The 26,060-nt window shown below is 54.4% G+C and carries 21 protein-coding genes; 3 read left to right on the top strand and 18 right to left on the bottom strand.

What is annotated here, in order from left to right; genetic code table 11:
* Positions 1-19: 19 nt before the first annotated feature.
* Positions 20-1,852, bottom strand: a complete 1,833-nt coding sequence (locus ACI2J2_RS01005; protein WP_404759222.1) for a thiamine pyrophosphate-binding protein — start codon at positions 1,850-1,852, stop codon at positions 20-22.
* Positions 1,853-2,188: 336 nt separating this feature from the next.
* Here ACI2J2_RS01005 and ACI2J2_RS01000 point away from each other — a divergent pair, with 336 nt between their 5' ends.
* The gene (locus ACI2J2_RS01000) at positions 2,189-3,064 is read left to right on the top strand and encodes a LysR family transcriptional regulator (RefSeq protein WP_209638935.1); all 876 of its coding nucleotides are present in this window, start codon (positions 2,189-2,191) and stop codon (positions 3,062-3,064) included.
* A gap of 74 nt (positions 3,065-3,138) precedes the next feature.
* Here ACI2J2_RS01000 and nuoN read toward each other — a convergent pair whose 3' ends face one another.
* The 14 genes from nuoN to lrhA form a co-directional block, all read right to left on the bottom strand.
* Complete coding sequence (gene nuoN, locus ACI2J2_RS00995) at positions 3,139-4,596, bottom strand: NADH-quinone oxidoreductase subunit NuoN (RefSeq protein ID WP_209638933.1); 1,458 nt, start codon at positions 4,594-4,596, stop codon at positions 3,139-3,141.
* Positions 4,597-4,602: 6 nt separating this feature from the next.
* Entirely contained in the window at positions 4,603-6,132 is a 1,530-nt protein-coding gene (gene nuoM / locus ACI2J2_RS00990; RefSeq protein WP_209639047.1) for an NADH-quinone oxidoreductase subunit M, read from the bottom strand.
* A gap of 205 nt (positions 6,133-6,337) precedes the next feature.
* Positions 6,338-8,185, bottom strand: a complete 1,848-nt coding sequence (gene nuoL, locus ACI2J2_RS00985) for an NADH-quinone oxidoreductase subunit L (RefSeq protein ID WP_209638931.1) — start codon at positions 8,183-8,185, stop codon at positions 6,338-6,340.
* A complete protein-coding gene (gene nuoK, locus ACI2J2_RS00980) occupies positions 8,182-8,484 on the bottom strand; it encodes an NADH-quinone oxidoreductase subunit NuoK (RefSeq protein WP_012146014.1) in 303 nt (100 codons plus the stop codon). The genes nuoL and nuoK overlap by 4 nt, the downstream gene beginning before the upstream one ends.
* Positions 8,481-9,041, bottom strand: a complete 561-nt coding sequence (gene nuoJ / locus ACI2J2_RS00975; RefSeq protein ID WP_404759221.1) for an NADH-quinone oxidoreductase subunit J — start codon at positions 9,039-9,041, stop codon at positions 8,481-8,483. The genes nuoK and nuoJ overlap by 4 nt, the downstream gene beginning before the upstream one ends.
* 13 nt (positions 9,042-9,054) lie before the next feature.
* Positions 9,055-9,597 (bottom strand): NADH-quinone oxidoreductase subunit NuoI, encoded by a 543-nt coding sequence (gene nuoI / locus ACI2J2_RS00970; RefSeq protein ID WP_004947256.1) that lies wholly within the window; start codon positions 9,595-9,597, stop codon positions 9,055-9,057.
* Positions 9,598-9,611: 14 nt separating this feature from the next.
* The gene (nuoH, locus tag ACI2J2_RS00965; RefSeq protein ID WP_037420984.1) at positions 9,612-10,589 is read right to left on the bottom strand and encodes an NADH-quinone oxidoreductase subunit NuoH; all 978 of its coding nucleotides are present in this window, start codon (positions 10,587-10,589) and stop codon (positions 9,612-9,614) included.
* The gene (gene nuoG / locus ACI2J2_RS00960) at positions 10,586-13,324 is read right to left on the bottom strand and encodes an NADH-quinone oxidoreductase subunit NuoG (protein WP_209638927.1); all 2,739 of its coding nucleotides are present in this window, start codon (positions 13,322-13,324) and stop codon (positions 10,586-10,588) included. Before nuoG ends, nuoH begins: the two co-directional genes overlap by 4 nt.
* Positions 13,325-13,401: 77 nt before the next feature.
* Positions 13,402-14,754 (bottom strand): NADH-quinone oxidoreductase subunit NuoF, encoded by a 1,353-nt coding sequence (nuoF, locus tag ACI2J2_RS00955; RefSeq protein ID WP_209638925.1) that lies wholly within the window; start codon positions 14,752-14,754, stop codon positions 13,402-13,404.
* A complete protein-coding gene (gene nuoE / locus ACI2J2_RS00950; RefSeq protein ID WP_104410952.1) occupies positions 14,751-15,302 on the bottom strand; it encodes an NADH-quinone oxidoreductase subunit NuoE in 552 nt (183 codons plus the stop codon). The genes nuoF and nuoE overlap by 4 nt, the downstream gene beginning before the upstream one ends.
* A 2-nt stretch (positions 15,303-15,304) precedes the next feature.
* Positions 15,305-17,101 carry an NADH-quinone oxidoreductase subunit C/D gene (gene nuoC, locus ACI2J2_RS00945; RefSeq protein ID WP_209638923.1) on the bottom strand — a complete coding sequence of 599 codons (1,797 nt, stop codon included), beginning with the start codon at positions 17,099-17,101 and terminating at the stop codon, positions 15,305-15,307.
* 96 nt (positions 17,102-17,197) lie between these two features.
* Entirely contained in the window at positions 17,198-17,872 is a 675-nt protein-coding gene (locus ACI2J2_RS00940) for an NADH-quinone oxidoreductase subunit B family protein (protein ID WP_004947278.1), read from the bottom strand.
* A gap of 23 nt (positions 17,873-17,895) precedes the next feature.
* Positions 17,896-18,336, bottom strand: a complete 441-nt coding sequence (locus ACI2J2_RS00935) for an NADH-quinone oxidoreductase subunit A (protein ID WP_209638921.1) — start codon at positions 18,334-18,336, stop codon at positions 17,896-17,898.
* 711 nt (positions 18,337-19,047) lie between these two features.
* Positions 19,048-19,983 carry a transcriptional regulator LrhA gene (gene lrhA / locus ACI2J2_RS00930; RefSeq protein ID WP_209638919.1) on the bottom strand — a complete coding sequence of 312 codons (936 nt, stop codon included), beginning with the start codon at positions 19,981-19,983 and terminating at the stop codon, positions 19,048-19,050.
* 862 nt (positions 19,984-20,845) lie between these two features.
* Here lrhA and ACI2J2_RS00925 point away from each other — a divergent pair.
* Both ACI2J2_RS00925 and yfbR read left to right on the top strand, forming a co-directional pair.
* A complete protein-coding gene (locus ACI2J2_RS00925) occupies positions 20,846-22,060 on the top strand; it encodes a pyridoxal phosphate-dependent aminotransferase (protein ID WP_209638917.1) in 1,215 nt (404 codons plus the stop codon).
* Positions 22,061-22,268: 208 nt separating this feature from the next.
* Positions 22,269-22,868 carry a 5'-deoxynucleotidase gene (gene yfbR / locus ACI2J2_RS00920; protein WP_037421003.1) on the top strand — a complete coding sequence of 200 codons (600 nt, stop codon included), beginning with the start codon at positions 22,269-22,271 and terminating at the stop codon, positions 22,866-22,868.
* Positions 22,869-22,898: 30 nt separating this feature from the next.
* Here the strand turns inward: yfbR and ACI2J2_RS00915 are convergent, their stop codons facing one another.
* The 3 genes from ACI2J2_RS00915 to ACI2J2_RS00905 form a co-directional block, all read right to left on the bottom strand.
* Positions 22,899-24,731: an SLC13 family permease gene (locus ACI2J2_RS00915; protein ID WP_404759220.1), complete on the bottom strand. Its 1,833-nt coding sequence runs from the start codon at positions 24,729-24,731 to the stop codon at positions 22,899-22,901.
* A 104-nt stretch (positions 24,732-24,835) separates the two neighbouring features.
* Positions 24,836-25,492 carry a sugar phosphatase gene (locus ACI2J2_RS00910; protein ID WP_265555668.1) on the bottom strand — a complete coding sequence of 219 codons (657 nt, stop codon included), beginning with the start codon at positions 25,490-25,492 and terminating at the stop codon, positions 24,836-24,838.
* A gap of 15 nt (positions 25,493-25,507) precedes the next feature.
* Positions 25,508-26,002: a YfbU family protein gene (locus ACI2J2_RS00905; RefSeq protein ID WP_404759219.1), complete on the bottom strand. Its 495-nt coding sequence runs from the start codon at positions 26,000-26,002 to the stop codon at positions 25,508-25,510.
* Between the last annotated feature and the right edge of the window lie 58 nt (positions 26,003-26,060).

Here is a 26,060-nt window from a genome sequence, read left to right as displayed (position 1 = left end):
GATTAACAGGGCAACGCTCTTACACGCCTTTGATACGCTGCTCGTATTCTACGATGCTCTCGGCATAGTATCGATTAGGCGCCACATGATTTCCTACCAACACTTCTATCAGGAACGGGCCGTCGTGTTCGGCCGCGGCAACCAGCGCGTCATCGAGCTCTTCCAACGTTGCCGCTTTGGCCGAAGAGACGCCCAGACTGTTGGCGAAGGCTTTCCAGTCATGATTGGGCAGCGCAGTATAATCTGCCGATACCCCCCGGTTCTGCAACGTGTCGATATGCATTGCACCGTGAGCACAGTTGTTCATCACCACGAAGGTCATCTTGACCTGATAACGGGCAGCCGTCTGAATTTCCATGCCGTGCATCAGCATACAGCCATCACCGGTGACCACCACGCAGTTACGATGCGGTGCCGCCAGCTTGATGCCAATACCCGCGCAAATCGCCCAGCCCATCGGGGCCAACGAACTTGATGTATGGTAATCACCACGCCCACTGGCCAGCCAGTGATGTGCCATAAAGATACGGTGCGCGCCAGAGTCGACCACGACGTTAGTATCCTGGTCCATATGGCGACGAATGCGTTTAATGGCATCGCCGGGGTACATGTTTGCCTCTGCCACGGCCAGACGTACCTGCAAGTCAGGGCGCGGTTGTTCCAAGGGTAAATGATTTACTTGCTCAATCCAGCCATCGCGCAGCACGTTGATATCGGCCAGATGCGCATCTTCGTCACTGACCGCATCTAACAGGTGTTGTAGCGCCCCGGTCAGGCTGGAGAAAATCTGCATATCCGGCTGGTAGTGCGAACTGACCTTGTCAAAATCCTCATCGATCACCACCAGCGTTTTCGTACCGTGCAACCGTGCGTTCCAATTGAGGCTATCGCGCTGGCTGAGATCGCAGCCCAACACCAGCAGGACATCAACGTCATCACCATTGATGGTCTCCACAGCCCGGGTATGGCCGGCAAAGCCATACAGACCCAATGCCAGCTCATGCCCTTCCGGGAAGGCGCCCTTGCCGGATAGCGTCGTGGCGACCGGCAAACGGTATTTTTCCGCCAGACGCAGCAGCAATGCCGCATCTTGCGGGTTATTCATCCGGTTACCGGCCAGACAGGCCACCTTCAACCCGCGTAACAGATAGTCGTCCAGCACCTGATCCAGCCCCTGCTGATCGATGGCAACTTCGCGACACTGCGGCGTTGTGCGCGGCGGGCTGGCATCATGATTGCCGGCAACCACGTTCTTTTGCATATCGACCGGTACGCTCAAGTAAGCGCGGCCTTTACGTTGGGTGTTCAGACACGACAAACTGCGTCGCAGCTCGTGTTGCAACGTCAGGTTGTTTTTCACTTCTATCGCGGCGGAAAGCAATGGTTTGACGATGGTCAGCTCATCGATGCCGCTATTGCTGCCATCCTGGAAAGCACCCTGTGCTTCATGATAAGTGGCGATACCGCCAGCCAGATACAGCACCGGGATTTTATCAGCCTGTGCAGCGGCCATCGCGGGCAAAAAATTCATTGTGCCGGGGCCGGAGATCCCCAGGCAAACGCCAAATTTGCGGTTAGCACGGGCATAACCGTCCGCCATAAAACCACAGGCGGTCTCGTGGGCACCGACGATACCGGTGATGCCTGAATGTTCAATGGATTTAATCAGTGGGTACACCAGTTTACCGGGTACCAGGAAGATGTGCTGAATGCCGCGAGCTTCAATACCCTGGATGATCACATCAGCATTACTTTGCGTTGCCGCTTTCGCGCCGGGTGCTGCAATTACCCTAACGCCATCCGCCGTTGCCAGCGCAACGGGGGTGTATAACATCTCTGCGTGAGACTCCATTTTTAATGTCCAGTCGTGGTGGGTCAACCTGATATAGAGTCGATCCCACCAGGCGATTAGCCACAGAGACAGGCTCTCATGCGTATCTGCTTACGCGTTTAAGGTAACATTGGCACAAAATGTGCGCCAGATCACAGCATAAACGTTGATAAGCATAAAGATTGTCGGGTAAAAATAAAGATGCAAAAGTGCTTCACGTTGATGCATTTATTCATATCCTGAAACATAATAAATAATTATGATACGTGGGCCTCATTTGCAGCCTAAACCAGAGCCAGTACGGTTGCGCAAGAATGAACACTGACAAGACCGATAAGCCTGTACAAAGGAAATGGCATGATGAATTGGGATGATGCACGCTTCTTCCTGGCGGTCGCGCGCTGCGGCACTTTACGAAAAGCCGCCAATGAACTACACGTCGATCAGGCCACCGTCGGGCGGCGCATTACTGCATTTGAAGAGAGCCTGGGCTCCAAGCTGTTTATCCGCACGCCAAAATCCTTTTCCCTCAGTCCATTGGGTGAAGAGATGCTGGCCGACGTGATGAATATGGAAAACGCCGTACAAGCGATTGGCCGCAAAGCCACCAGCGGTGACGACAGCCTGTGCGGTAATGTACGCATCGCCACGACAGATACCATGGCAGAGGCCTTTGTCATCCCGGCGCTGAAAGTGCTGCGGGAGCAACACCCGCTAATTACGGTCACGATGCTGACGGCGGTTAATATCTCTGATATCTCTTATCGCGGTGCCGATTTAGCGATCAGGGGGGCACGGCCAGAGTCCGACGAACTCATTATCAAGCGCATGGCCACCATTGAGATGGGGTTGTATGCAACGCAGGACTACCTCGACAAGCACGGGATGCCGACCAAAGGCGACCATCTGCGCGGTCACGATCTGTTGATGTTCCCACGCGAACTGGTACCCCGCCACTGGAACGACTTCTGTGGAGAAGCGCTGATCGACCCTAACGTGGTGCTTCAATGCAATTCGCAGCTGCTTCTGCGTTCGGCGACACGCAACGGATTGGGAATTGGCCTGCTGTCTTCCTTCCTGGCGGATAAAGACCCAGACCTGGTACGCATCTTCCCGGAGAATAAAGACTGGGTCGATATTTGGTTGGTGCTGCACCCTGACCTGCAACGTGCGGCGCGCGTGCGTGCTGTCGTACAGGTTCTGGAAGAATCGTTTAAAAATAATCCCGGCTGATCATTGGCCCCGACTTCCCCACTCACCATAAAAAAAGGTCGCCGAAGCGACCTTTTTTACTGCCGTGATGCCTATCAGAACATCGGCTGTGCCATCTGCACCAGCGTAATCAGCGGCTGCGGATAAACACCCAACAGCAACACCAACGCGGCAGAAATCAGCACTACGACACCGCCGGCGGTCAACGCCCAGTTATTCGGGGTATCACGCTGCAATGCTTCCGGTGCGCTGAGGAACAGGCTGACGGTGACACGCAGGTAGTAGTACAAACCAATGGCACTGCCCAGCACCACTGCGCCGGTCAACCACCACAGGTGAGCACTGACACCCATCGCGATAACAAAGAACTTACCGATAAAGCCCAGCGTCATCGGAATACCGGCCAGTGATAACATCATCACCGTCATCACCGCAGACAGGATTGGCTTATGCCAGAACAGACCACGGTAAGAGAACAGTGAATCAGCATCTGGACCACGGTACGGACTGGACATCAAGCTGACCACACCGAACGCACCCAGGCTGCTGAACAGGTAACCTGCCAGATAAACACCGGCGGTTTCCAGCGACAGTTGATGGGTTTGCACCGCAATCAACGCCACCAGCAGATAACCCAGATGGGCAATCGACGAGTAACCCAACAGACGCTTGATGTTGGTCTGGCTGATGGCCATCAGGTTGCCGAACAGAATCGAACAAACCGCAATGATTGCCAGTACCATACGCAACGCTTCGCTATCGGCAGCCGGGGCATACAGGAACAGACGCATTACTACCGCGAAGATTGCAATCTTGCTGGCGGTGGCCAGGAAGGTTGAAACCGGCGCAGGCGCCCCTTGATACACATCAGGTGTCCACAGTTGGAACGGTACCAGAGACAGTTTGAAGCCCAAACCGACAATCATCATGCCCATACCCGCCAGGATCAGCGGCTGGTGCATCATGTTTTCCTGCAGGCTCTTGCCCAGGCCAGCCAGTGACAGGTCACCAGACTCTGCATACAGGAGCGCCATACCGAACAGCAGGAATGATGATGCCGCAGCGGACAATAGCATGTACTTGATGGCCGCTTCCAATGGGCGCTTTTGGCGGTAGGCATAACCCACCAGGCCAAACAGCGGCAGCGAGATCAGTTCAATACCGAGGAACAGCGACGCCAGATGATTGGCGCTCGCCAGCAGAATGCCACCCAGGGTAGCAATCAGCACCAGCAGGTAGAACTCTTCGCGGTTATCCGGGTAACCGACCAGCCAAGGATAGGCAAAGGTACAGGTCGCCAGACTCGCCAGTATCACCAGCCCGGTATAGAACATCGAGTAGCCGTCAACCCGCAGCAGCGGGGTGACGTCCATTGGGCCAGCCTGGCCGACAAAGTACAGCGAAAGCAGCGCCAGGTTGAGACCGATCACGGTGAGAGTGGCGTTGATAAAGTGGTCGCGTCGCCACGCAATGCCAAGCATCACAACCACCACCGTCAATCCGACGATCAACAGTGGTAGCAATGCGATCAGTTGTTGAGGAGTTATTGTCATGGCGAATTACGGCCTTGTTGTTGAAATTGCTGAAACTGATGAACCAAACCAGTGTTGCACGTTGCTCATCGCCGCATGAGAAGTGTCCAGAATCGGCTGCGGGTAAACCCCCAGCAGAACCAGCAACACCACCAGTAGCAGAATGATGAACAGCTCACGCGCGGTCATGCCCGGCAACGGTTGGTCAGACTTGGCTTTGCCGTAGTAGGCGCGCTGCATCATGATCAACGAGTAAACCGAAGCAAACACCAGACCGAAGGTAGAAATCACGGTGATCACCGGTACAACCTGGTAGCTGCCGAACAGGATCATGAATTCACCGACGAAGTTACCGGTACCCGGCATCCCCAACGTCGCCACTGCAAAGAACAGCGACAGCGCAGGAATGTATTTAATACGTCCCCACAAGCCACCCATCTCACGCATGTCACGGGTATGCAGACGTTCATACAATTGCCCGCAGATGATGAACATACCGGCCGCTGACAGCCCGTGCGCAATCATCTGGATCACCGCGCCCTGGTAAGCCAGTTGGCTGCCCGTGTAGATGGCAATCAGTACGAAGCCCATATGGGAAACGGAGGTATAAGCAATCAGACGCTTGATATCGGTCTGTGCAAACGCCATCCAGGCACCATAGAAGATACCGACCACGCCCAACCACATCGCAATTGGCGCAAACTCATGTGAAGCTTCCGGGAACAATGGCAAGCTGAAACGCAACAGACCGTAGGCCGCGGTTTTCAGCAAAATCCCCGCCAGGTCCACAGAACCCGCGGTTGGTGCCTGGCTATGCGCATCCGGCAACCAGCCGTGCAATGGCACTACCGGCATTTTCACCGCAAAGGCGATGAAGAAGCCCAGCATCAGCAGGTATTGCACGTTATGTGACATTGGCGTTTGCAGCAGGTCTTCGTAATCAAAGGTCCACACGCCGGTCGCGTTGTAGTGCACGAACACCAGGCCCAAAATGGCAATCAGCATCACCAGACCGCTGGCCTGGGTGTAGATGAAGAACTTGGTGGCCGCAGTGATGCGGGTTTTCCCGTCCGACGCCTTGTGACCCCAGAGTGCAATCAGGAAGTACATCGGCACCAACATCATTTCCCAGAAGAAGAAGAACAGGAACATGTCGATGGCGAGGAACACGCCAATTACCCCACCCAGGATCCACAGCAGGTTCAGGTGGAAGAAGCCCTGGTATTTCTGGATTTCACGCCAGGAACAGAGGATAGCCAACACGCCCAGCAGGCCGGTCAGCACCACCATCAGCAGTGAAAGGCCATCCAGCGCCAGGTGGATGGAAATACCAAAACGCGGGATCCACGGCAGCAGGAATTCAGACTGCCACTGCGGAATGCCTTTCGGCGTAGTCAACGTGTAGCCACCCTGCATCCACAGATGCAGAGAAAGCGCCAATGTCAGCCCCATTGCGATCAACGCAATCCAGCGCGGCACCTTAGTACCGAAGCGCTCAAACTGCCAGCACAGCAGACCGCCAATAAAGGGGATAAGAATTAGCCAAGGTAATAGCATGGCGTTTTGTGTCCCTATTCTACCGTTGTCTTTCACGCTGTGGCGTTGTTGGCTACGTCTGTTCACCCCGGTCACTTACTTCAGTAAGCCCCTGGGGATTTGCACACTTGCCGCCTAGCCACAACGCGAAATTCATACGGTATAAAACATTCCGCATAGCGCCGTGTTAACGGACGCTACGCCCGATAATTGTGTCTACTCTCTGTTAAACCAAAATCAACAGAGCTAGCACCACCACTGCACCCACACCCATAGACGCTATATACCAACGCACCTGACCGTTCTCGCTGACTGTCAGACCTCGGTTCCCCCAACGGGAGAAGATGGCCGGCAGGTTCATCATCGAGTTCAGCGGATCGCGTTGCAGCAACTTCGCAATACCCAGGTACGGCTTGACGAACACTTTGTCGTACAGCCAGTCGAAGCCCCAGGCATGGAACCACCAGGTCGAGAAGAAACGCCCTGGTGCGCTTTTGGCGATACGGGTAACCAGGCTACGTTTGCCCAGCCACAGCGCCGCCGCCAGCAGAATGCCGACGATAGCCACTACGCCGGAGGTGATCTCCAGCTGCAGCACGCTACCGTGCGCCAACTCGGTGGTATCTGGCAGTACACCCTGCAACGGTGGCACAATCATCGCGCCGACGAAGGTGGACAGCACCAGCAGAACCAACAGTGGCAGGTGGTGAGTGATGCCTTTACCGGCATGCGCTTTGATTTTCTCCTCGCCATGGAACACGATGAAAATCATACGGAAGGTATACAGTGAGGTCATGAATGCACCGACCAAACCGGCAATCATCAGGTTAATGTGTCCGTTGGCCATCGCGCCGGCCAGGATCTCATCCTTACTGAAGAAGCCCGCGGTGATCAGCGGCAATGCCGACAGCGCAGCGCCCCCCACCAGGAAGCAGACGTAGACCAGCGGAATGCTCTTGCGCAGGCCACCCATCTTGAAGATGTTCTGCTCGTGATGGCAGGCCAAAATCACCGAACCGGAGGACAGGAACAACAGCGCCTTGAAGAAGGCATGGGTCATCAGGTGGAAGATAGCCGCATCCCACGCCTGTACGCCCAACGCCAGGAACATGTAACCAATCTGGCTCATGGTGGAGTAGGCAAGTACGCGCTTGATATCCGTTTGGACCAGTGCGGCAAAGCCCGCCAGTACCAGGGTCACTGCCCCGATAATACCCACCAGATGCAGGACTTCCGGTGCCATCAGGAACAGGCCGTGAGTACGTGCAATCAGGTAGACACCCGCGGTTACCATGGTTGCAGCGTGGATCAATGCTGAAACCGGGGTTGGACCCGCCATTGCGTCCGCCAACCAGGTCTGCAACGGCAGCTGCGCCGATTTACCGACCGCGCCGCCCAGCAACATCAAGGTAGCCCAGGTGATCGCCGTGTCGCCGACCGCCAGTTTTTGCGGTGCCAGGATCATCAGTTCACGGATGTTCAGCGTGCCCAGCTCGTTGTAGAGGATAAACAACGCAAACGCCAGGAACACGTCACCAACGCGGGTCACGATGAAGGCTTTCATCGCCGCCGCACCGTTGGCCGGATCTTTATAGTAGAAACCGATCAACAGGTAGCTGCACAGGCCCACGCCTTCCCAACCCAGGTACAGCAGCAACAGGTTGTCTGCCAGAACCAATACCACCATGCTGGCGATAAACAAGTTGGTATAAGCGAAGAAGCGTGAGTAGCCTTCTTCACCGCGCATGTACCAGGACGCGAACATGTGGATGAAGAAACCCACACCGGTGACCACTGACAGCATGGTCAACGACAGCCCGTCCAACGTCAGCGTCACGCCGATGTTGAAGTTGCCGACGGTCATCCAGTTCCACAGGCTTTGCTCAAACAGCTGTACGCCGGTGGCTTTCTGGGCGAAAAAGTCCATCGCCACATGCACAGTAACCAACGCAGCCAGGCCGATAGAGCCTACGCCAACGGTCGCCGAAACGTTTTCAGACCAGCGGCCACGGGAAAAGGCCAACAGCAGGAACCCGATCAGCGGTAGCAGAATAGTTAAATATAATAGGTTCATCCGCGCATCTCACTGACAGTATCAATATTCAGGGTATGACGACGACGGTAGAGCTGCAGCAGCAACGCCAGACCAATACTGGCCTCGGCTGCCGCCAAACTGATCGCCAGGATGTACATCACCTGCCCATCCGGTTGGCCCCAGTAGCTACCCGCGACGATAAACGCCAATGCCGCAGCATTGATCATCACTTCCAGACTGATCAGCATAAACAGCAGATTGCGACGAACCAGTAACCCGGTCAGACCAAGGACGAACAGGATCGCCGCCAGGATCAAACCATGTTGAAGAGGGATCATGCTTGCTCCTCCGATTTTCTTCTCGCCATTTCGCTACTGGTCGGGGCGTTACTCAACACTTCACCCGGTTTGTGCTCACGGCCAATGTGGAAGGCAACAACCAGACCTGCCAACAACAGCATTGAAGCCAGCTCGACCGCCAGAACGTAAGGACCAAACAGGCTGATCCCTACCGCTTTCGCGTCGACCATGTCACCGCTGATGCCCTGATCAGACACGCTACGGATAGCGACAATCAGTACCGCTAATAGCGCCAGCGACAACAGGCCCGGGCCAATCCACACAGACGGCTTCAGCCAATCACGCTCTTGCTGCTGCACCGCGTTGCCGAGGTTCAGCATCATCACCACGAACACGAACAACACCATGATGGCGCCCGCGTAAACGATGATTTCCAGCGCTGCGGCGAAGTACGCGCCGAGTGAGAAAAAGACTGCAGAGATCGCCAATAGCGAGACGATCAGATACAGCAACGCATGCACAGGGTTGGTATGCGAGATCACGCGAATTGTCGCGACCACCGCAATCAAACCTGCCAGATAAAAGGCAATTTCCATGCTTGCTGGCTCCTTAAGGCAACAGACCTTTGACGTCGATCGGTTTGGCTTCGTTTTCGGCTTCGCCCTTGGCTTTGCCGTCAATCGCCATACCGGCCATCCGGTAGAAGTTATATTCCGGATATTTACCCGGCCCCGAGATCAACAGATCTTCTTTTTCGTACACCAGATCCTGGCGCTTGAACTCACCCATTTCGAAATCCGGCGTCAGCTGGATCGCGGTAGTCGGGCAAGCCTCTTCGCACAGGCCGCAGAAAATGCAGCGCGAGAAGTTGATGCGGAAGAATTCCGGGTACCAGCGGCCGTCTTTCTGTTCTGCTTTTTGCAGCGAGATACAGCCCACCGGGCAGGCAACCGCACACAGGTTACATGCCACACAGCGTTCTTCACCGTCCGGATCGCGCGTCAGCACAATACGGCCACGGTAGCGCGGTGGCAGGTAAACCGGTTCTTCCGGATACATCTGGGTTTCGCGCTTGGCGAAGGCGTGCAAGCCTATCATCCAAATGCTGCGCACCTGGGTGCCGAAACCAACCAATAACTCTTTCAATGTCATGGTTTATTCACCCCTTATTGAGCGTTGTACAAAATGACTGCGGCAGTCGCCAGCAGGTTCAGCAGCGTCAGCGGCAGGCACACTTTCCAGCCGAAGGCCATCACCTGGTCATAGCGCGGACGCGGCAGAGCAGCACGAATCAGAATAAACATCATCATGAAGAAAGCCGTTTTCAGCGCGAACCAGATGAATGGCGGCAGGAATGGACCCTGCCAGCCACCGAAGAACAACGTCACAATCAGGGCAGAAACGGTGACGATACCGATGTACTCACCCACAAAGAACAGACCGAACTTCATGCCGGAATATTCAATGTGGTAACCGTCAGCCAGTTCCTGCTCAGCTTCCGGTTGGTCAAACGGATGGCGGTGGCACACCGCAACGCCGGCAATCGCAAAGGTCACGAAGCCGAAGAATTGCGGGATGACGTTCCACAGATGCGCCTGAGATTCAACGATGGTTTGCATGTTGAAGGAGTCCGCCTGCGCGACCACGCCCATCAGCGACAGGCCGATGAACACTTCATAGCTCAGGGTTTGTGCGGAAGCACGCATCGCCCCCAACAGCGAGTATTTGTTGTTGCTCGACCAACCAGCGAACAGCACGGCATATACCGCCAGGCCAGCCATCATCAGGAAGAACAAAATACCGATATTGAGGTCGGACACTGCCCAGGTCGGGCTGACCGGAACAATGGCAAATGCCAGCAACAGGGAAGTAAAGGCGATCATCGGCGCCAGGGTAAAGATCACCCGGTCGGAGAATTTCGGTACCCAGTCTTCCTTGAAGAACATTTTGATCATGTCGGCGACCAGCTGCAGCGAGCCGCCCCAGCCGACACGGTTTGGTCCATAACGGTTCTGGAACAAACCGAGCAAACGACGTTCGCCGAAGCTCATGAATGCCCCACAGCTCACTACGACCAGCAGGATCACTACCGCTTTAAGAATGGCAATCAGAATGTCGATCACCTCAGGGGTAAACCAGCTCATCGTGTCGCCTCCCGCAGATTTTCAACCGTCGCACCCACCAGTACTGGCGGGATCCCAGGCAAGCCAAGCGGTAACCCCACCTGTCCCTGGGTCAGGGCTTCACTCAGGCGTACTGGCAGACGCAATGTCTGGCCCGCACAGCTGAACTCCACCAGCGCACCGGCATTGACGCCAAGCGCAGCCGCATCCGCCGGGTTCACCATGACATAAGCCTCTGGCATACGTTGCTGAATTACACCAGAACGCTGTGACATTTCGTCACTGCCGAACAAATGGTAATACGGCGCAACACGCCAGCCTTGCTCATGACCAAAGGCGGCAGGTACGTTGGTAAAGTAACCCAGCTTGCCCTCCCCTGCTTCGATCAGGCGTACACCCGGATCGCCATGACGCAACTTGCCACCCACTTCGGCCTGGAACTTGTTCCATGCCTGCGGTGAGTTCCAACCTGGCGCCCAGGCGAATGGGATCTGCTGACGATCGGCCAGCGGGCTGTTGTTCCCTTCCATTGAGAAGGCAAACATGGTGTCTTTATCCTGCGGTTGACGCGGTTCATGCACGCTAATATTGGCGCGCATGGCCGTACGGCCGCTGGAACGAATTGGAGAACGCGCCAGTTTCTGACCACGAATACGGAAGCTCGCGTCCGGTGCTGCATCGACGATACCCTGCAGTTGCGGCAGTGCATTAACACAGGCGGCGATCACGTCGTCGAGCTGCGTCCAATCCACGTGGCGACTGGTGTAGGTAGAGTGCAGCGAGTGCATCCAGCGCCAGCTTTCCAGCATCACGGTAAACTGATTCTTTTTGGCATCGTCGTAGTAGGCAGGATCGTAGACCTGGAAGAAGCGCTGTGCGCGGCCTTCCTGGTTGACCAACGTACCGTCACTCTCGGCAAAACTTGCCGCCGACAGGATCAGGTTAGCCTTTTCCATCACAGCAGTGCGTTGATGGTCCGCGACAATCAGGTTGCTGACCTTGGCCAGCGCCGCGTCCACTTTCGCCGCCGACGCATGCCGGTAGAGATCGTTTTCCATGACGATAGCGGTGTCGGCTTCGCCGTTTTCCAACTGCGTCAAAGCCTGATCAAGTGAACCGCCGCCGATCATCGACAAACCGATGCTGTTGGCAGCGCTGGCTACGAAGGTGATACCCACGTCAGAACCGCGATCCTTCAGCGCTTTGGCGATGTTGGCCGCCGCTTCGATGATAGCTTCGCTACCGGCGTTGCTGCCGGTGATGATCAACGGTTTGCGCGCGTCGGTCAGCGCCTGCACGATGATGTCGACTTTCTTGTTCAGACCGCCAGCCAGATCGCTAACCGCAGGTGCCGCATTGTCCAGCGCATGGGCAATAGCGAAGCCGAAGCGCGCCTGCTCATCCACCGGTGCACGGTAGTTCCATGCCGCAATGTCATCCAGACGCGTGTCGTCCACGTTGGTCACGAACAGCGGGTATTTGGCATGCTGACCAATGTTTTGGATCGCAGCGATCTGCCAGTCGGCAACACGCTGGGCCGCCGCCATGGCACGGGCCTTGCCTTTCACCGCCTGACGTACCGACAGCGCGATACGCGCACCGGTCTGGGTAAGATCTTCACCCAACACCAATACCGCGTCGTAGCCTTCGATTTCACGCAGTGCCGGCGTGTAAACGCCGCTGTTTTGCAGCACGTTCAGCATCAGGTTCAAACGACCCTGTTCGGCCTGCGAGATACCGGTGTAGAAGTTCTCGGCACCCACCAGTTCGCGCAGTGCGAAGTTGCTTTCCAGGCTGGCGCGTGGTGAACCAATACCGATGGTTTTCTTCGCCTGACGCAGAATGTCCGCCGCGCCCTGCATGGCTTGTTCGGCATTCAGGGTGATCCAGTCGTCACCGCGCAGCTGTTGTGGCTGGCGCGGACGATCTTTCTGGTTCACGTAGCCATAACCAAAGCGGCCACGGTCACACAGGAAATAGTGGTTCACGCTGCCGTTATAACGGTTTTCGATGCGACGCAGTTCGCCATAGCGCTCACCCGGGCTGGTGTTACAGCCGATGCTGCACTGCTGGCAGATGCTTGGCGCAAACTGCATGTCCCATTTACGGTTATAACGCTCGGAGTGCGTTTTGTCGGTGAACACGCCGGTCGGGCACACTTCTACCAGGTTACCGGAGAACTCGCTTTCCAGCGTACCGCTCTCGACGCGGCCAAAGTAGACGTTGTCGTGAGCACCGTACACACCGAAATCGGTACCGTCCGCATAATCCTTGTAGTAGCGCACACAACGGTAGCAGGCGATGCAGCGGTTCATCTCATGCGAGATAAACGGCCCCAGTTCCTGGTTGTTATGGGTACGCTTACTGAAGCGGTATTTACGGAAGCTGTGGCCGGTCATTACTGTCATATCCTGCAGGTGACAGTTACCGCCTTCTTCACATACCGGACAGTCGTGCGGGTGGTTGGTCATCAACCACTCAACCACGCTTTCACGGAACTGTTTGGCTTCGCCATCGTCGATGGAAATAAAGGTTCCATCGGATGCCGGTGTCATACAAGACATCACCAAACGGCCACGCGTATCTTCCGCGTTTTGGTATTGCTTTACCGCACATTGGCGGCAAGCGCCGACGCTTCCCAGCGCCGGATGCCAGCAAAAGTAAGGAATATCGAGGCCGAGAGAGAGACAAGCCTGCAACAGGTTGTCAGCTCCATCTACGTCGTATTCTTTGCCGTCTACATGAATCGTAGCCATAGTCAGCATGCTTCCAAGTGGCCTGCCTTACGGCAGGCGTTAATCAAAAATTCTGGCCGTGTTCGGGCGAGTTCGGCTTACCAGCGCTGCTTCAGCAGGTTGTTCGGCTGAATGCCGCCAATCGCATGCGCGTTACTGAAATGCTTCACGGCGATGCCCGCTTCGAACTCTTCACGGAAATATTTAATTGCGCTTTGCAGTGGCTCTACGGCACCTGGCGCATGGGCGCAGAAGGTTTTGCCCGGGCCGAGGGAACGGCACAGCTGCTCGAGGGTTTCGATATCCCCCGGCTGCCCTTGGCCATTTTCCAACGCACGCAGGATCTTCACGCTCCACGGCAAGCCGTCGCGACATGGCGTACACCAACCGCAGGACTCGCGAGCGAAGAACTCTTCCAGGTTGCGCACCAACGGAACCATGCCGATTTCGTGGTCCACCGCCATCGCCAGCGCAGTGCCAAGACGGCTGCCGGCTTTACCGATGTTCTCGAAGTCCATCGGCAGATCAAGGTGATCGGCAGTCAGGAAGTCTGTCCCTGCGCCGCCTGGCTGCCAGGCTTTAAAACGCAATCCGTCACGCATGCCGCCGGCGTAATCTTCCAGAATTTCACGCGCGGTGGTGCCAAACGGCAGTTCCCAAACGCCTGGGTTTTTCACCCGGCCGGAGAAGCCCATCAGTTTGGTCCCGGCGTCGTTACTCTTACCGGCGGAGATCCCCTTGTACCAGTCAATACCGTTCGCCAGGATCGCCGGAACGTTACACAGGGTTTCTACGTTATTCACGCAAGTCGGTTTGCCCCAAACACCGGAAGAAGCCGGGAAAGGTGGCTTGGAACGCGGGTTGGCACGGCGGCCTTCCAGCGAGTTGATCAATGCGGTTTCTTCGCCACAGATATAACGACCCGCACCGGTATGAACAATCAGCTCAAAGTCAAAGCCGCTGCCCATAATATTCTTGCCCAAATAACCGGCTTCGGTGGCTTCAGCGATCGCACGGCGCAGATGCACCGCCGCTTCGATGTACTCACCACGCAAGAAGATATAGCCACGGTAAGCCTTCAACGCGAATGCAGAGATCAACATGCCTTCAACCAACAGGTGCGGCAGTTGCTCCATCAGCAGGCGGTCTTTATAGGTGCCCGGCTCCATTTCATCGGCGTTACACAGCAGGTAACGGATGTTCATGGATTCGTCTTTCGGCATCAGGCTCCACTTCAGACCGGTGGAGAAACCGGCGCCACCGCGACCTTTCAACCCGGCGTCTTTTACCAGGGTGACGATCTCGTCCGGGGCCAGGCCCTTAATGGCTTTTTCAGCGCCTGCGTAACCGTTCTTGCTGCGGTATTCATCCAGCCAAACAGGCTGTTTGTCGTCGCGCAGCCGCCAGGTCAGCGGGTGCATTTCGGGAGTGCGTACAATGTCTTTAATCATTGATACTGCTCCAGTAGCGTCTCGATATCTTCAGGCTTCAGCTGACTGTGAGTGTCCTCATCAATCATCATGGTTGGCCCTTTATCGCAGTTGCCCAGGCAGCAGGTTGGCAGCAGAGTGAAGCGACCATCAAAGGTCGTTTGACCTGGTTTGATGCTCAGCTTCTTCTCAATGGCAGCCTGAATGCCCTGATAACCGGTGATATGACAAACAACGCTGTCACAATAGCGGATCACGTGACGTCCTACTGGCTGACGGAAAATCTGGCTGTAGAACGTGGCCACGCCTTCTACGTCGCTGGCAGGAATGCCCAACACTTCCGCGATGGCATAAATCGCACCGTCCGGAACCCAGCCACGCTGCTTCTGCACAATTTTCAGTGCTTCGATGGAGGCAGCGCGTGGGTCCTCGTAATGGTGCTTTTCGTGCTCGATCGCATCACGTTCTTCCGCGCTCAGCTCAAATGCATCAACGCCGCTCTGGGGAGCGGCCGCATTGATGGGTTCAAGCGCTTCGTTATTCGCGTGATTGTCTTTTTGATCATGCATAGTTAGCGGTCCACATCTGACATTACAAAATCGATACTACCCAGATAGACGATCAGGTCGGAGACCAGGCTGCCACGGATTACCGCTGGGATTTGCTGCAAGTGCGCAAAGCTTGGCGTACGTACCCGGGTGCGGTAGCTCATGGTGCTGCCGTCGCTGGTCAGGTAGTAGCTGTTGATCCCTTTAGTGGCTTCAATCATCTGGAATGATTCGTTGGCTGGCATCACCGGGCCCCAGGAAACCTGCAGGAAGTGGGTGATCAGCGTTTCAATGTGCTGCAGCGTACGCTCTTTCGGCGGCGGCGTGGTCAGCGGGTGATCGGCCTTGAACGGACCTTCCGGCATGTTGTTCAGGCACTGTTCAAGAATGCGCAGACTCTGGCGCAGCTCTTCCACCTTTAACATCACGCGGGTATAGCAGTCGCTGTTGCCGTCGCCGACAGGAATTTCGAAATCGAAGTTCTCGTAGCCAGAATAAGGACGCCATTTACGCACGTCGAACTCGATACCGGTGGCGCGCAGACCGGCGCCAGTGACGCCCCACTCCAATGCTTCTTTAGCATTGTAGGAGGCTACCCCAACGGAACGGCCTTTCAGGATACTGTTCTTCAGCGCAGCCTTGACGTAAGAGTCCAGACGTTTTGGCATCCACTCAAGGAACTCACGCAGCAGACGATCCCAACCGCGTGGCAGGTCGTGTGCAACACCGCCAATACGGAACCAGGCCGGGTGCATACGGAAACCGGTAATCGCTTCAACCAAATCGTAGATTTTCTGACGGTCGGTAAAGGCGAAGAACACCGGGGTCATTGCACCGACGTCCTGAATAAAGGTACTGATGTACAGCAAGTGACTGTTGATGCGGAACAGCTCTGACAGCATCACGCGAATCGTGTCTACGCGATCCGGCACTTTGATCCCGGCCAGTTTCTCAACGGCCAGCACATAAGGCATTTCGTTCACACAACCGCCGAGGTACTCGATACGGTCGGTGTACGGGATGTAGCTGTGCCAGGACTGGCGCTCGCCCATTTTCTCGGCACCGCGGTGGTGGTAACCGATATCCGGCACGCAGTCGACGATCTCTTCGCCATCCAACTGCAAAATAATGCGGAATGCGCCGTGCGCAGAGGGGTGGTTCGGACCGAGGTTAAGGAACATGAAGTCCTCGTTCTCGGTACCACGCTTCATGCCCCAATCTTCTGGCTTGAAGGTCAGCGCTTCCATTTCCAGATCTTCTTTCTGTTTGGTCAACACGAAAGGATCGAATTCGGTGGCACGCGCCGGGTAGTCTTTACGCAGCGGGTGGCCTTCCCAGGTTTGCGGCATCATGATGCGCGTCAGGTGCGGGTGGCCGTCGAAGGTAATACCGAACATTTCCCAGGTTTCACGCTCATACCAGTTGGCATTCGGGAATACCTTCGTCGCTGTGGGCACGTGCAAGTCTTTTTCAGACAGTGCCACTTTCAGCATGATATCGCGGTTACGTTCGATAGAAATCAGATGATAGAAAACAGAGAAATCCGCAGCAGGCAGGCCGTCGCGGTGGGTACGCAGACGCTCGTCTACGCCATGCAGATCGAACAGCATGACATAAGGCTTCGGCTGTTTTCTCAAAAACGTCATTACTTCCAGTAACTGGTCAGGCTTGACCCATACCACGGGCATTCCGGTACGGGAGGGCTGAACAGTAAAGGCTTCCGGCCCAAAACGGTTGCGCAGTTCGCCAATAACCGGATCGTCAAGGTGATCCCGGGTTTGCCAAGAAGGCAAGGCGTCGTGCGTCGTTGAATCTGTCATAATTTTTTTTCACCACACTAAAGGGTTATTTCGCCGCAAGTTCACTTTTCGCTGTGTTAACCAATAGCGCACTAAGATGGACGTTAAATGAACGTCTTAAATCTCGTCAGGCGTCCGAAGGTTGGTCACCGCGATACGCTCGCCGTGTTTACGCTCTCTTTCAGACTGCATATTGGCGCGATAAACGCCCTGATCGCCGACAACCCAAGACAGTGGGCGGCGTTCTTTACCAATGGATTCCTGCAGCAGCATCAGTGCTTGCATGTACGCTTCTGGGCGCGGTGGGCAGCCAGGGATATACACGTCAACCGGAAGGAACTTGTCCACGCCCTGCACAACGGAGTAGATGTCGTACATGCCGCCGGAGTTGGCGCAGGCGCCCATGGAGATCACCCATTTAGGCTCCAGCATCTGTTCGTACAGGCGCTGAATGACCGGGGCCATTTTGGTGAAGCAAGTGCCGGCCACAACCATCAAGTCAGCCTGACGCGGTGAAGCACGCAATACTTCAGCACCAAAACGGGCCACGTCGTGAACGGCGGTAAACGACGTCACCATCTCCACATAACAGCACGAAAGGCCGAAGTTATATGGCCATATAGAGTTTTTACGCCCCCAGTTCACCATGTCATGCAATGCATGCTCGAGTTTACCCATGTAAACCGTGCGGTGAACCTGTTGGTCCAGAGGATCAGCGACGATCTCCTGTTTTTGCAGGGGGTAACGGTCGTTCTCACCGTTCGGGTCTATGCGGGTGAGCGTATAGTCCATCTTAATGCCTCGTTTTTAACCGACTACTGCGGATGACTGTTGGTGGCGTTCTTGATTGTGCCCGGTTTGCTCTGACGCTTGGAACGCGCCGGAGTCCAGTCCAATGCGCCAATGCGCACCAGGTAAACCAGACCAGCCAATAGCACCAAAATGAAAATGGCGGCTTCGATAAAGCCAACCCAACCGCTCTCACGAATGGAGACCGACCAGGCGTACAGGTATAAGGCTTCAACATCGAAAATAACGAAGAACATGGCGACCAGGTAGAACTTGGCGGACAGACGCATACGCGCCGTGCCGACGGAGTCGATGCCTGATTCAAATGGGGTGTGTTTGGCGCGCGCGCGGGCTCTCCCGCCCAAGAAGAACGCACCCAGCAGCATTAAGCCGCAAAGCCCGATAGCCACGACAAGAAATACGGCGAACGCCCAGTGATGAGCGATAACTTCAGTGGTTGTTGACATACTCTATGCTTACTCATCAAAAGTGGCGTCGATCGCTCTGCTCTTGTATCTGGCAGTTAGTGCACCACATCGATTTAAGGGAAGGATAAATTAACCACACAAACAAACTGCTTTTACAGCGAGTTAGGCAGCGTTTTACTGTGGGCTTTTTACTCCTTTCTATAACCTTTTGTCAACTTTGACAAAAGTATCTACACACTAGTTTACATACATATCATTTAATTAACATTTCATGCGCCTGGCTTAGGCTAAATCGTGTCAGTTAATTGCTGTGTAGAAACAGATAGATATAAACCAACATGCTCATTTCAGTTTTACTATACCATTGTCTCAGGAATCTCCTGTTCTTCCACTCACTACCTAGGGGTATTTTTTTGATCCAGGACACGTTTCCAGCATAAATCCTCAAAAAAAGTGTGGCCCTTTAATAAATTTTGTCAATTTCGGCGGTCAAACACGCCCGTGACAAACTACCAAAATAACCATATTGATTCCAGGCCTTTAGCTGACGCAATTAATCGTTCAAAAAATCATCGAAAACGTTTTATTTCGACTGATAAAGGTTCTCACCCATAAATAAAAACAGAAGAAATAACCTTTTCAGATAACAAATCATGTTAACTGCTTATAAATAGAACTCTCTGTGATTTTAGGCCAAAAAAAACCTCCACCGAGGTGGAGGTTTTTCATGCGGTTTAACGCGTTTTGGCGTTATTCCTCATCATCAACCAGACAAGCATCATCTTGCAGCGAAGCACCTGGCCCACTGAAGCTGTAGTTGCTCGTACCGTTCTGCATGGCGCTGAAAATTGCCATTGCCAGCTCGTTGGCGCACTTTGGATCCTTGCACAAGGCATATTGGGTATCCGGCAACGGTGGCAAACCTTCTACCGCGCCTAACACCCGCAAGTCCGGGCTCATCATTTCGATTGGCCGAACGGTGATCCCCAGCCCTGCCTTGCATGCAGCACGAACGGCAGAGAGTGTCGAGGCAACATAGGCGATTCGCCATGGGATCCCGGCGTCATCCAGGTGCTTGATCGCCATGGCGCGGAACGGACTCGGTTCGTCCATCACCACCAACGGGATAGGTTCCCCCGCCTGGAAATGGTAATCCGCCGAGCAATACCACAGGGTTGGCGAAGTCCGCAGCACAATATGCGGGCGGTCTTCGGTCGCCGTTGTGGTAATCGCCAGATCGACTTCACCGTTTTCCAGCATGTCATTCATAAACGAGCTAGGTTTCACCCGAACATCAATTGCCAGCTTTGGATACACTGACGTGACGCGGTTGAGCAGGAAAGGCAAGATGGTATCGGCGGTATCGTCAGAAGCACCGATTGTCAGAACACCTTTTATATTGTTGTACATCAGTGAAGTACAGGCTTCGTCGTTGAAGCGCAGGATTTTCCTGGCGTAGCCGAGAAGCTGAATACCGTGTTCGGTCAGTAGTTTATTGCGCCCATGACGGGCAAACAACTCTTTGCCAACCAGTTGCTCTAACCGCTGCATTTGTTGACTGACGGCTGATTGGGTACGACAAACGGCAACTGCCGCCGCCGCAAAAGTATTCAAATCAGCAACAGCAACAAAGGTTCTAAGCAGATCGAGGTCGAGATTAAGTATCGGACGATTTGCAGTTGTCATAGTGTTTTCTTCACTTTTTGAATTCTAATTTACAAACTACCCTGGTGTGTTTCTAAGACATCGTTTAAAAGGGACGATGCCAGACATGACAGTACCCCACTCATTAGTGGAGGGCAAAAAAATTACTTTTAATTCGTTACCTCTATCGCCTTTTAAAATGTGATCTATCGCAAATGCTTATAGAACACCGTACTTTATTCGTGGTTAAAGTGTTTAATTTTTACCAGCGTAAATATTTTACTCATTCACCGCGCCTGATTTCCACTCCAATTGTGCTGCACAACTTCCGCACTCAGACTGGCCTCGGCGTCCATCGATACGGTAAAACGTAAATTTTTTTCCCGTATCTTTCGGTTCATTTTTTTAACGAATTTAATAAATTCAACCAGTAACATTTATTCCTTAAATAATCCCGGAATAACTACTTAAATTCGGCTTAAGTTAAAAACTGTAATATTGCTAATGTAATTTGGCCATAACATTGAGTTTGGATCGCCGATTGACAACTCGCCATCAGACAACTCTGGCATTATCATTTCTTTACATTTTATCTGTTTTAATCCTCGGTCCAGCTTAACAATCGTTGACACCTCAGCGCTGATACGCCGATGGCCTTGAGCAATTATACCTGTACGCACCCGTCATTACAGAGCAAAAAACCAGAAAAAAAACAAAAACCAGAGTTAAAACCCATCAAATTACTTTAGCGTTGTTTATACCCCCTGAAATTGCCCTCAGCCCCCTTCGTTTGCACCAAAGGCGTGCACAACCCTTCAAAAGCGCTAACGCCAGGAGTACATTGTGCAGGTTGCGGTGTTCCACGGTAGGAACGCCCCCATCCCAGCAAAAGGCTCAACTTTTTATGTCCCCCATTGAGAAATCCAACAAACTGGACAACGTCTGCTATGACATTCGCGGCCCGGTGCTCAAAGAAGCTAAACGTCTTGAAGAAGAAGGCAATAAAGTCCTGAAACTGAACATCGGCAACCCTGCCCCGTTTGGTTTCGACGCCCCTGACGAAATCCTGGTCGACGTGATCCGCAATCTGCCCACGGCGCAAGGCTATTCTGACTCCAAAGGGCTCTTCTCGGCACGTAAAGCGATCATGCAGCACTACCAGGCGCGTAACATACGTGACATGACCGTTGAGGATATCTACATCGGCAATGGGGTTTCCGAGCTCATCGTGCAATCGATGCAGGCGTTGCTGAACAGCGGCGACGAAATGCTGGTGCCGGCACCGGATTATCCGTTATGGACTGCTGCCGTCTCGCTGTCCGGTGGTAAAGCCGTGCATTATCTGTGTGATGAAGAAGCCGGCTGGTTCCCAGATCTGGATGATATCATCAGCAAGATCACCCCCCGCACCCGCGGTATCGTGATCATCAACCCGAATAACCCGACCGGCGCGGTATACAGCAAAGCACTGCTGGAGCAGATTGTTGAGATCGCCCGTCAACACAACCTGATTATCTTCTCCGATGAGATTTACGACAAAATCCTGTATGACGAAGCCGAGCACCACTCTATCGCCGCGCTGGCGCCGGATTTGCTGACAGTCACCTTCAACGGGCTGTCTAAAACCTATCGCGTGGCCGGTTTCCGTCAGGGTTGGATGGTACTGAACGGGCCGAAGAAACACGCCAAGGGCTACATCGAAGGGTTGGAAATGCTGGCGTCAATGCGCCTGTGCGCCAACGTTCCAATGCAGCATGCGATCCAAACGGCACTGGGTGGCTATCAGAGCATCAGCGAATTCATTCAGCCCGGCGGACGCCTGTATGAACAGCGCAACCGCACCTGGGAACTGTTGAACGAGATCCCCGGCGTTTCCTGCGTGAAGCCTCAGGGTGCGCTGTATATGTTCCCTCGCATCGACGCCAAGCGGTTTAATATTCGCGACGACCAGAAATTGGTCCTGGATCTGCTGCTGCAGGAAAAAGTGCTGCTGGTACAAGGCAGCGCCTTCAACTGGCCATACCCGGATCATGTACGTATCGTGACCCTGCCGCGTGTCGACGAGTTGGAAATGGCGGTGGGTAAACTGGGCCGCTTCCTCGAAGGCTACCGCCAGTAAAAATTAACGGCACTCTCATAATAGCCGAAATGCTTCGCGTTGCATCAAGGTGGCAACTGAGCACATGTCCGGGAGCATAGAGAGCTATGTGACCAGAGTGGGCGAAGGCAGCCAACAAAGAGGCAACGTGAAGCATGAAGGATATTTGCATAAGCCGCCGTCACTGCTCACAATGGAACCCTCACTTGCCGTTGTAAAAGAGAGCACCATGAGCCAGAGCCACTTTTTTGCCCATCTGTCCCGCTTGAAACTGATTAATCGCTGGCCGCTGATGCGCAATGTCCGTACCGAGAATGTTTCCGAACACAGTCTGCAGGTGGCGTTTGTCGCCCATGCGTTGGCCGTGATTAAAAATAGAAAGTTCAATGGCAACCTGAGCGCCGATCGCGTCGCCCTGCTGGCGATGTATCATGATGCCAGCGAAGTGATCACGGGTGACATGCCGACGCCTATCAAGTATTACAATCCGCAGATCGCCCACGAATATAAGAAGATAGAAAAAATCGCTCAGCAGAAGTTGCTGGATATGATTCCTGCCGAATTACGCAACGATTTCCGCTCTATTCTTGACGAGCACTATTATACCGAAGACGAAAAATTGGTGGTCAAGCAGGCAGATGCGCTCTGTGCCTACCTGAAATGTCTGGAGGAATTGTCTGCCGGTAATAACGAATTCAAGCTGGCGAAAGCCCGATTGGAAAAGACCCTGCAGCAGCGCAGCAGCCCGGAGATGGATTATTTTATGAACGTGTTTATTCCCAGCTTCAGCCTATCCCTGGATGAAATCAGCCTGGACTCCTCTCTGTAATCTTCATGGCGCAGCACGCTGCGCCGTTAATTAAAAGGCATACAGCCACGGCACAATGATCACGCTGACCAACATCACCAGCAGTGTGAATGGCACGCCCATGCGGACAAAATCACCAAACTTATAGTTCCCTGGCCCCAGCACCAACGTATTTACCGGCGAAGAAACTGGCGTCATAAACGCAGCCGACGCGGCAATGGCGATAATCATGGCGAACGGATACGGCGAAACACCCATTTCGCGCGCAGCCGCGATGGCTATCGGCGCCATCAGTACCGCAGTCGCCGTGTTGGAGATAAACAGCCCGATAGTGGCGCACAGTGCAAACAGGCACAGCAGCATCACCCGCGGCCCCGCACCACCGGCAACGTCCATCAATCCGCGGACGATCAAATCCACCCCACCGGTTTTCTGGAGTGCCTGAGCAAAGGGCATCATGCCGACAATCAAGATAATACTCGGCCAGTGGATCGACTTATAGGCACTTTCCATGTCGATGCAGCGGAACTTGCCCATCAGTAAACAGGCAATCAATGCGGCGATCGGGTTTGGGATCTCGTCAGTCAGCATCATTGCCACCATCAACGCCAAACAGAATAATGCGTGTGGAGCCTGGGTGATCGCCGGTGCGACCTCGTCGACCTCAGCCGGTAGATTGAGCACGATAAAATCGTGGGTTTTCGCCTGCAGTTGACGAATCGCTTTCCAGTCGCCTATCACCAACAAAATGTCGCCCAATGCCAAGGGCTCATCCACCAGTTTGCCAGACAGGGTTACACCATTGCGACGGATCCCGACCACGTTCAGATCGTAACGGCTTCGAAAGGCAGATTCGCGCAAACTTTTGCCCAATAGCGTTGAATCGGGGATTAACGACACTTCCGCCATACCCACGTTGCGCGATTGTTCGGAGAAATAATCGCCGCGTAGTACCATCGGCTCCAGTTGCTGCTCGCTGCAAAACTCGCGGAGATCCACCTGGCTGTCCGACATGTCGAGCAAAAGCACATCCCCTTCGCGCAGTTCAGTGCTGCCGGATGCGCTTACCATCACACGCCGGAAGCGCTTCCAGCGTTCAATCCCCACCACGTTTGCGCCGTAACGGGCTCGCAGGTGCACTTCGTCGAGCGAACGCCCCACCAGCGGAGACCCGTTACGGATAGCCAGCCGGCGCGCCCTGCCCGTCAGCTTGTAGTCACGGATCAGATCGCGGAAAGTACGCCGGTGCCAGGTTTCCCGGGTTTTATCACCGTCGTCATTGCTCAGCCAGCGGCGGGCCACCAGCATGTAACCCACGCCCAGCACCAATACCGCCAAGCCGACGGGTGTCACGCCGAAAAAGCCAAAGCCGCTAATGCCTTCACGCACCAATTCGCTGTTCACCACCATGTTAGGCGGCGTCGCCACCAGCGTCATCATACCGCTAATCAGACCGGCAAAACTCAGCGGCATCATCAACCTGCCCGGGGCAATTTTCATCCGTGCCGCGACGCTCAGCACCACCGGAATAAAGATTGCCACCACGCCTGTCGAACTCATGAACGCACCCAGGCCCGCCACGGTGACCATCAGCAACATCAACATCTTGGTTTCACTGCTACCGGCAACTTTCACCAACCAGTCGCCCACCTGATAAGCCACACCGGTGCGTACCAACCCCTCCCCGATCACAAACAGCGCAGCGATCAGAATCACGTTGGGGTCGCTAAACCCCACCGTCGCCTCAGACAAGGACAGTGTGCCGCTCAGCACAAAGGCGATGATGACCAACAACGCCACAACGTCCATACGCAGCTTATTTGTGGTAAACAGCACAATGGCAATCAACAGTAAACTCAGCACCCACAGTAATTCGCTGTTCAAAACGGCCTCATCCGGCAGAGATATCCAAGGGCTTAAAAAGTAGCATAAAAAAACCCCGCCGATGCGGGGTCTAATCAATTAGGGTGAAGATAGGGAACGTCGCGTTAGGCTACCTGACGAATCTCTGCACCCTGTTCCGTTTTGTCTACGGCAATCTGCTCAAGCGAAGTCAGCAACAGATCGACCTGGTCCCGCTTTGGCGCATCGGCAGGTGCATTGACTGCAATCACCTGGCAGCCCGCGGCCAAGCCAGAAAGAATACCGGCGGCGGCGTCTTCAACCACGACGCAATCCTGCGGCGCCAACCCGAGACGTTCGGCACCCAGCAGATACGCATCCGGCTGCGGTTTGCCATGTTTTACCTGTTCGGCAGTAATGAAAACGTCAGGTTCCGGCAAACCACCCGCGCGGCGGCGAGCGGTCGCCACCGGGATCGAGCCGGAGGTAACGATCGCCCACGGGATATCGAGTTGATCCAACCGCGCCAGCAACGCCGCGGCCCCTGGCAAGGCAGTCACGCCATCGGTGTCCTGCGCTTCTACTTGTTCCAACAGCAGGAACTCTTGCTGAATGGCAGCCTCACTTTCACCCGGCATAAAGTGACGCAACGAGGTAATGGCCTGTTTACCGTGAATAAAATCCAGTACGTCCTGCGGATTAATGCCACGGCGTGTGGCCCAATTGATCCAGGCGCGCTCTACCGCCGGCAGCGAATCCACCAACGTCCCATCAAGATCGAACAGAAAACCCTTACACTCCACAGGAAACCTCTTTATTCAGGCATTAATAATTTGCGCTATCTCAACGGCGCTCAAATGATACTGACGTGGGCATGACAGCCAGATCGCCAGCATACGCTGGTACTTTTCCCACATTTTGGTTTGGGCGTTAAAGCCGTGGCTGCCGGAATCGAAATGAGTATAACGTCCTTCGGTATTAACAAGGAAACGCACGTAGCTCAAATGACGAGCCTCGGTGGCGGCGTCAAAACCGAGAAACGCCAGCCGACGTGCTTCAATCCCCTGCTTTTCCTTCAGGTTATCCCAGGAAACCTGCAATGCATGGTGCATTTCCATCACATTAATAATGGTGCGGCACACGTCTTCGCTCATCTCACCAAAATCGCGGTCCAGCTCGCGCATCTGCAGACCGAACCCCCGTTCAATGATGGTCTTCAGGCGACGGTAACGTTCGGCGTTATCCGGATCGAGCAGAGTCATCATCTTGTATTGGTTGGACAGGATTAGCCGTTGGGCGTGGGTCATTTCCATCGTAATTTCCTCGATAAATTGCTTATGACGGAAGCATCGCACAGCGCAATATCACAGG

This window comes from Serratia sp. NPDC087055, assembly GCF_044900985.1.
Taxonomy (GTDB): domain Bacteria; phylum Pseudomonadota; class Gammaproteobacteria; order Enterobacterales; family Enterobacteriaceae; genus Serratia.
This window is presented reverse-complemented; position numbering and strand designations above follow the sequence as displayed.

What these genes read in the sequence shown, in the direction of transcription:
- ACI2J2_RS01005 (WP_404759222.1), bottom strand. Translation starts at nt 1,852, where the DNA reads ATGGAGTCTCACGCAGAGATGTTATACACCCCCGTTGCGCTGGCAACG.
- ACI2J2_RS01000 (WP_209638935.1), top strand. Translation starts at nt 2,189, where the DNA reads ATGATGAATTGGGATGATGCACGCTTCTTCCTGGCGGTCGCGCGCTGC.
- nuoN (WP_209638933.1), bottom strand. Translation starts at nt 4,596, where the DNA reads ATGACAATAACTCCTCAACAACTGATCGCATTGCTACCACTGTTGATC.
- nuoM (WP_209639047.1), bottom strand. Translation starts at nt 6,132, where the DNA reads ATGCTATTACCTTGGCTAATTCTTATCCCCTTTATTGGCGGTCTGCTG.
- nuoL (WP_209638931.1), bottom strand. Translation starts at nt 8,185, where the DNA reads ATGAACCTATTATATTTAACTATTCTGCTACCGCTGATCGGGTTCCTG.
- nuoK (WP_012146014.1), bottom strand. Translation starts at nt 8,484, where the DNA reads ATGATCCCTCTTCAACATGGTTTGATCCTGGCGGCGATCCTGTTCGTC.
- nuoJ (WP_404759221.1), bottom strand. Translation starts at nt 9,041, where the DNA reads ATGGAAATTGCCTTTTATCTGGCAGGTTTGATTGCGGTGGTCGCGACA.
- nuoI (WP_004947256.1), bottom strand. Translation starts at nt 9,597, where the DNA reads ATGACATTGAAAGAGTTATTGGTTGGTTTCGGCACCCAGGTGCGCAGC.
- nuoH (WP_037420984.1), bottom strand. Translation starts at nt 10,589, where the DNA reads ATGAGCTGGTTTACCCCTGAGGTGATCGACATTCTGATTGCCATTCTT.
- nuoG (WP_209638927.1), bottom strand. Translation starts at nt 13,324, where the DNA reads ATGGCTACGATTCATGTAGACGGCAAAGAATACGACGTAGATGGAGCT.
- nuoF (WP_209638925.1), bottom strand. Translation starts at nt 14,754, where the DNA reads ATGATTAAAGACATTGTACGCACTCCCGAAATGCACCCGCTGACCTGG.
- nuoE (WP_104410952.1), bottom strand. Translation starts at nt 15,302, where the DNA reads ATGCATGATCAAAAAGACAATCACGCGAATAACGAAGCGCTTGAACCC.
- nuoC (WP_209638923.1), bottom strand. Translation starts at nt 17,101, where the DNA reads ATGACAGATTCAACGACGCACGACGCCTTGCCTTCTTGGCAAACCCGG.
- ACI2J2_RS00940 (WP_004947278.1), bottom strand. Translation starts at nt 17,872, where the DNA reads ATGGACTATACGCTCACCCGCATAGACCCGAACGGTGAGAACGACCGT.
- ACI2J2_RS00935 (WP_209638921.1), bottom strand. Translation starts at nt 18,336, where the DNA reads ATGTCAACAACCACTGAAGTTATCGCTCATCACTGGGCGTTCGCCGTA.
- lrhA (WP_209638919.1), bottom strand. Translation starts at nt 19,983, where the DNA reads ATGACAACTGCAAATCGTCCGATACTTAATCTCGACCTCGATCTGCTT.
- ACI2J2_RS00925 (WP_209638917.1), top strand. Translation starts at nt 20,846, where the DNA reads ATGTCCCCCATTGAGAAATCCAACAAACTGGACAACGTCTGCTATGAC.
- yfbR (WP_037421003.1), top strand. Translation starts at nt 22,269, where the DNA reads ATGAGCCAGAGCCACTTTTTTGCCCATCTGTCCCGCTTGAAACTGATT.
- ACI2J2_RS00905 (WP_404759219.1), bottom strand. Translation starts at nt 26,002, where the DNA reads ATGGAAATGACCCACGCCCAACGGCTAATCCTGTCCAACCAATACAAG.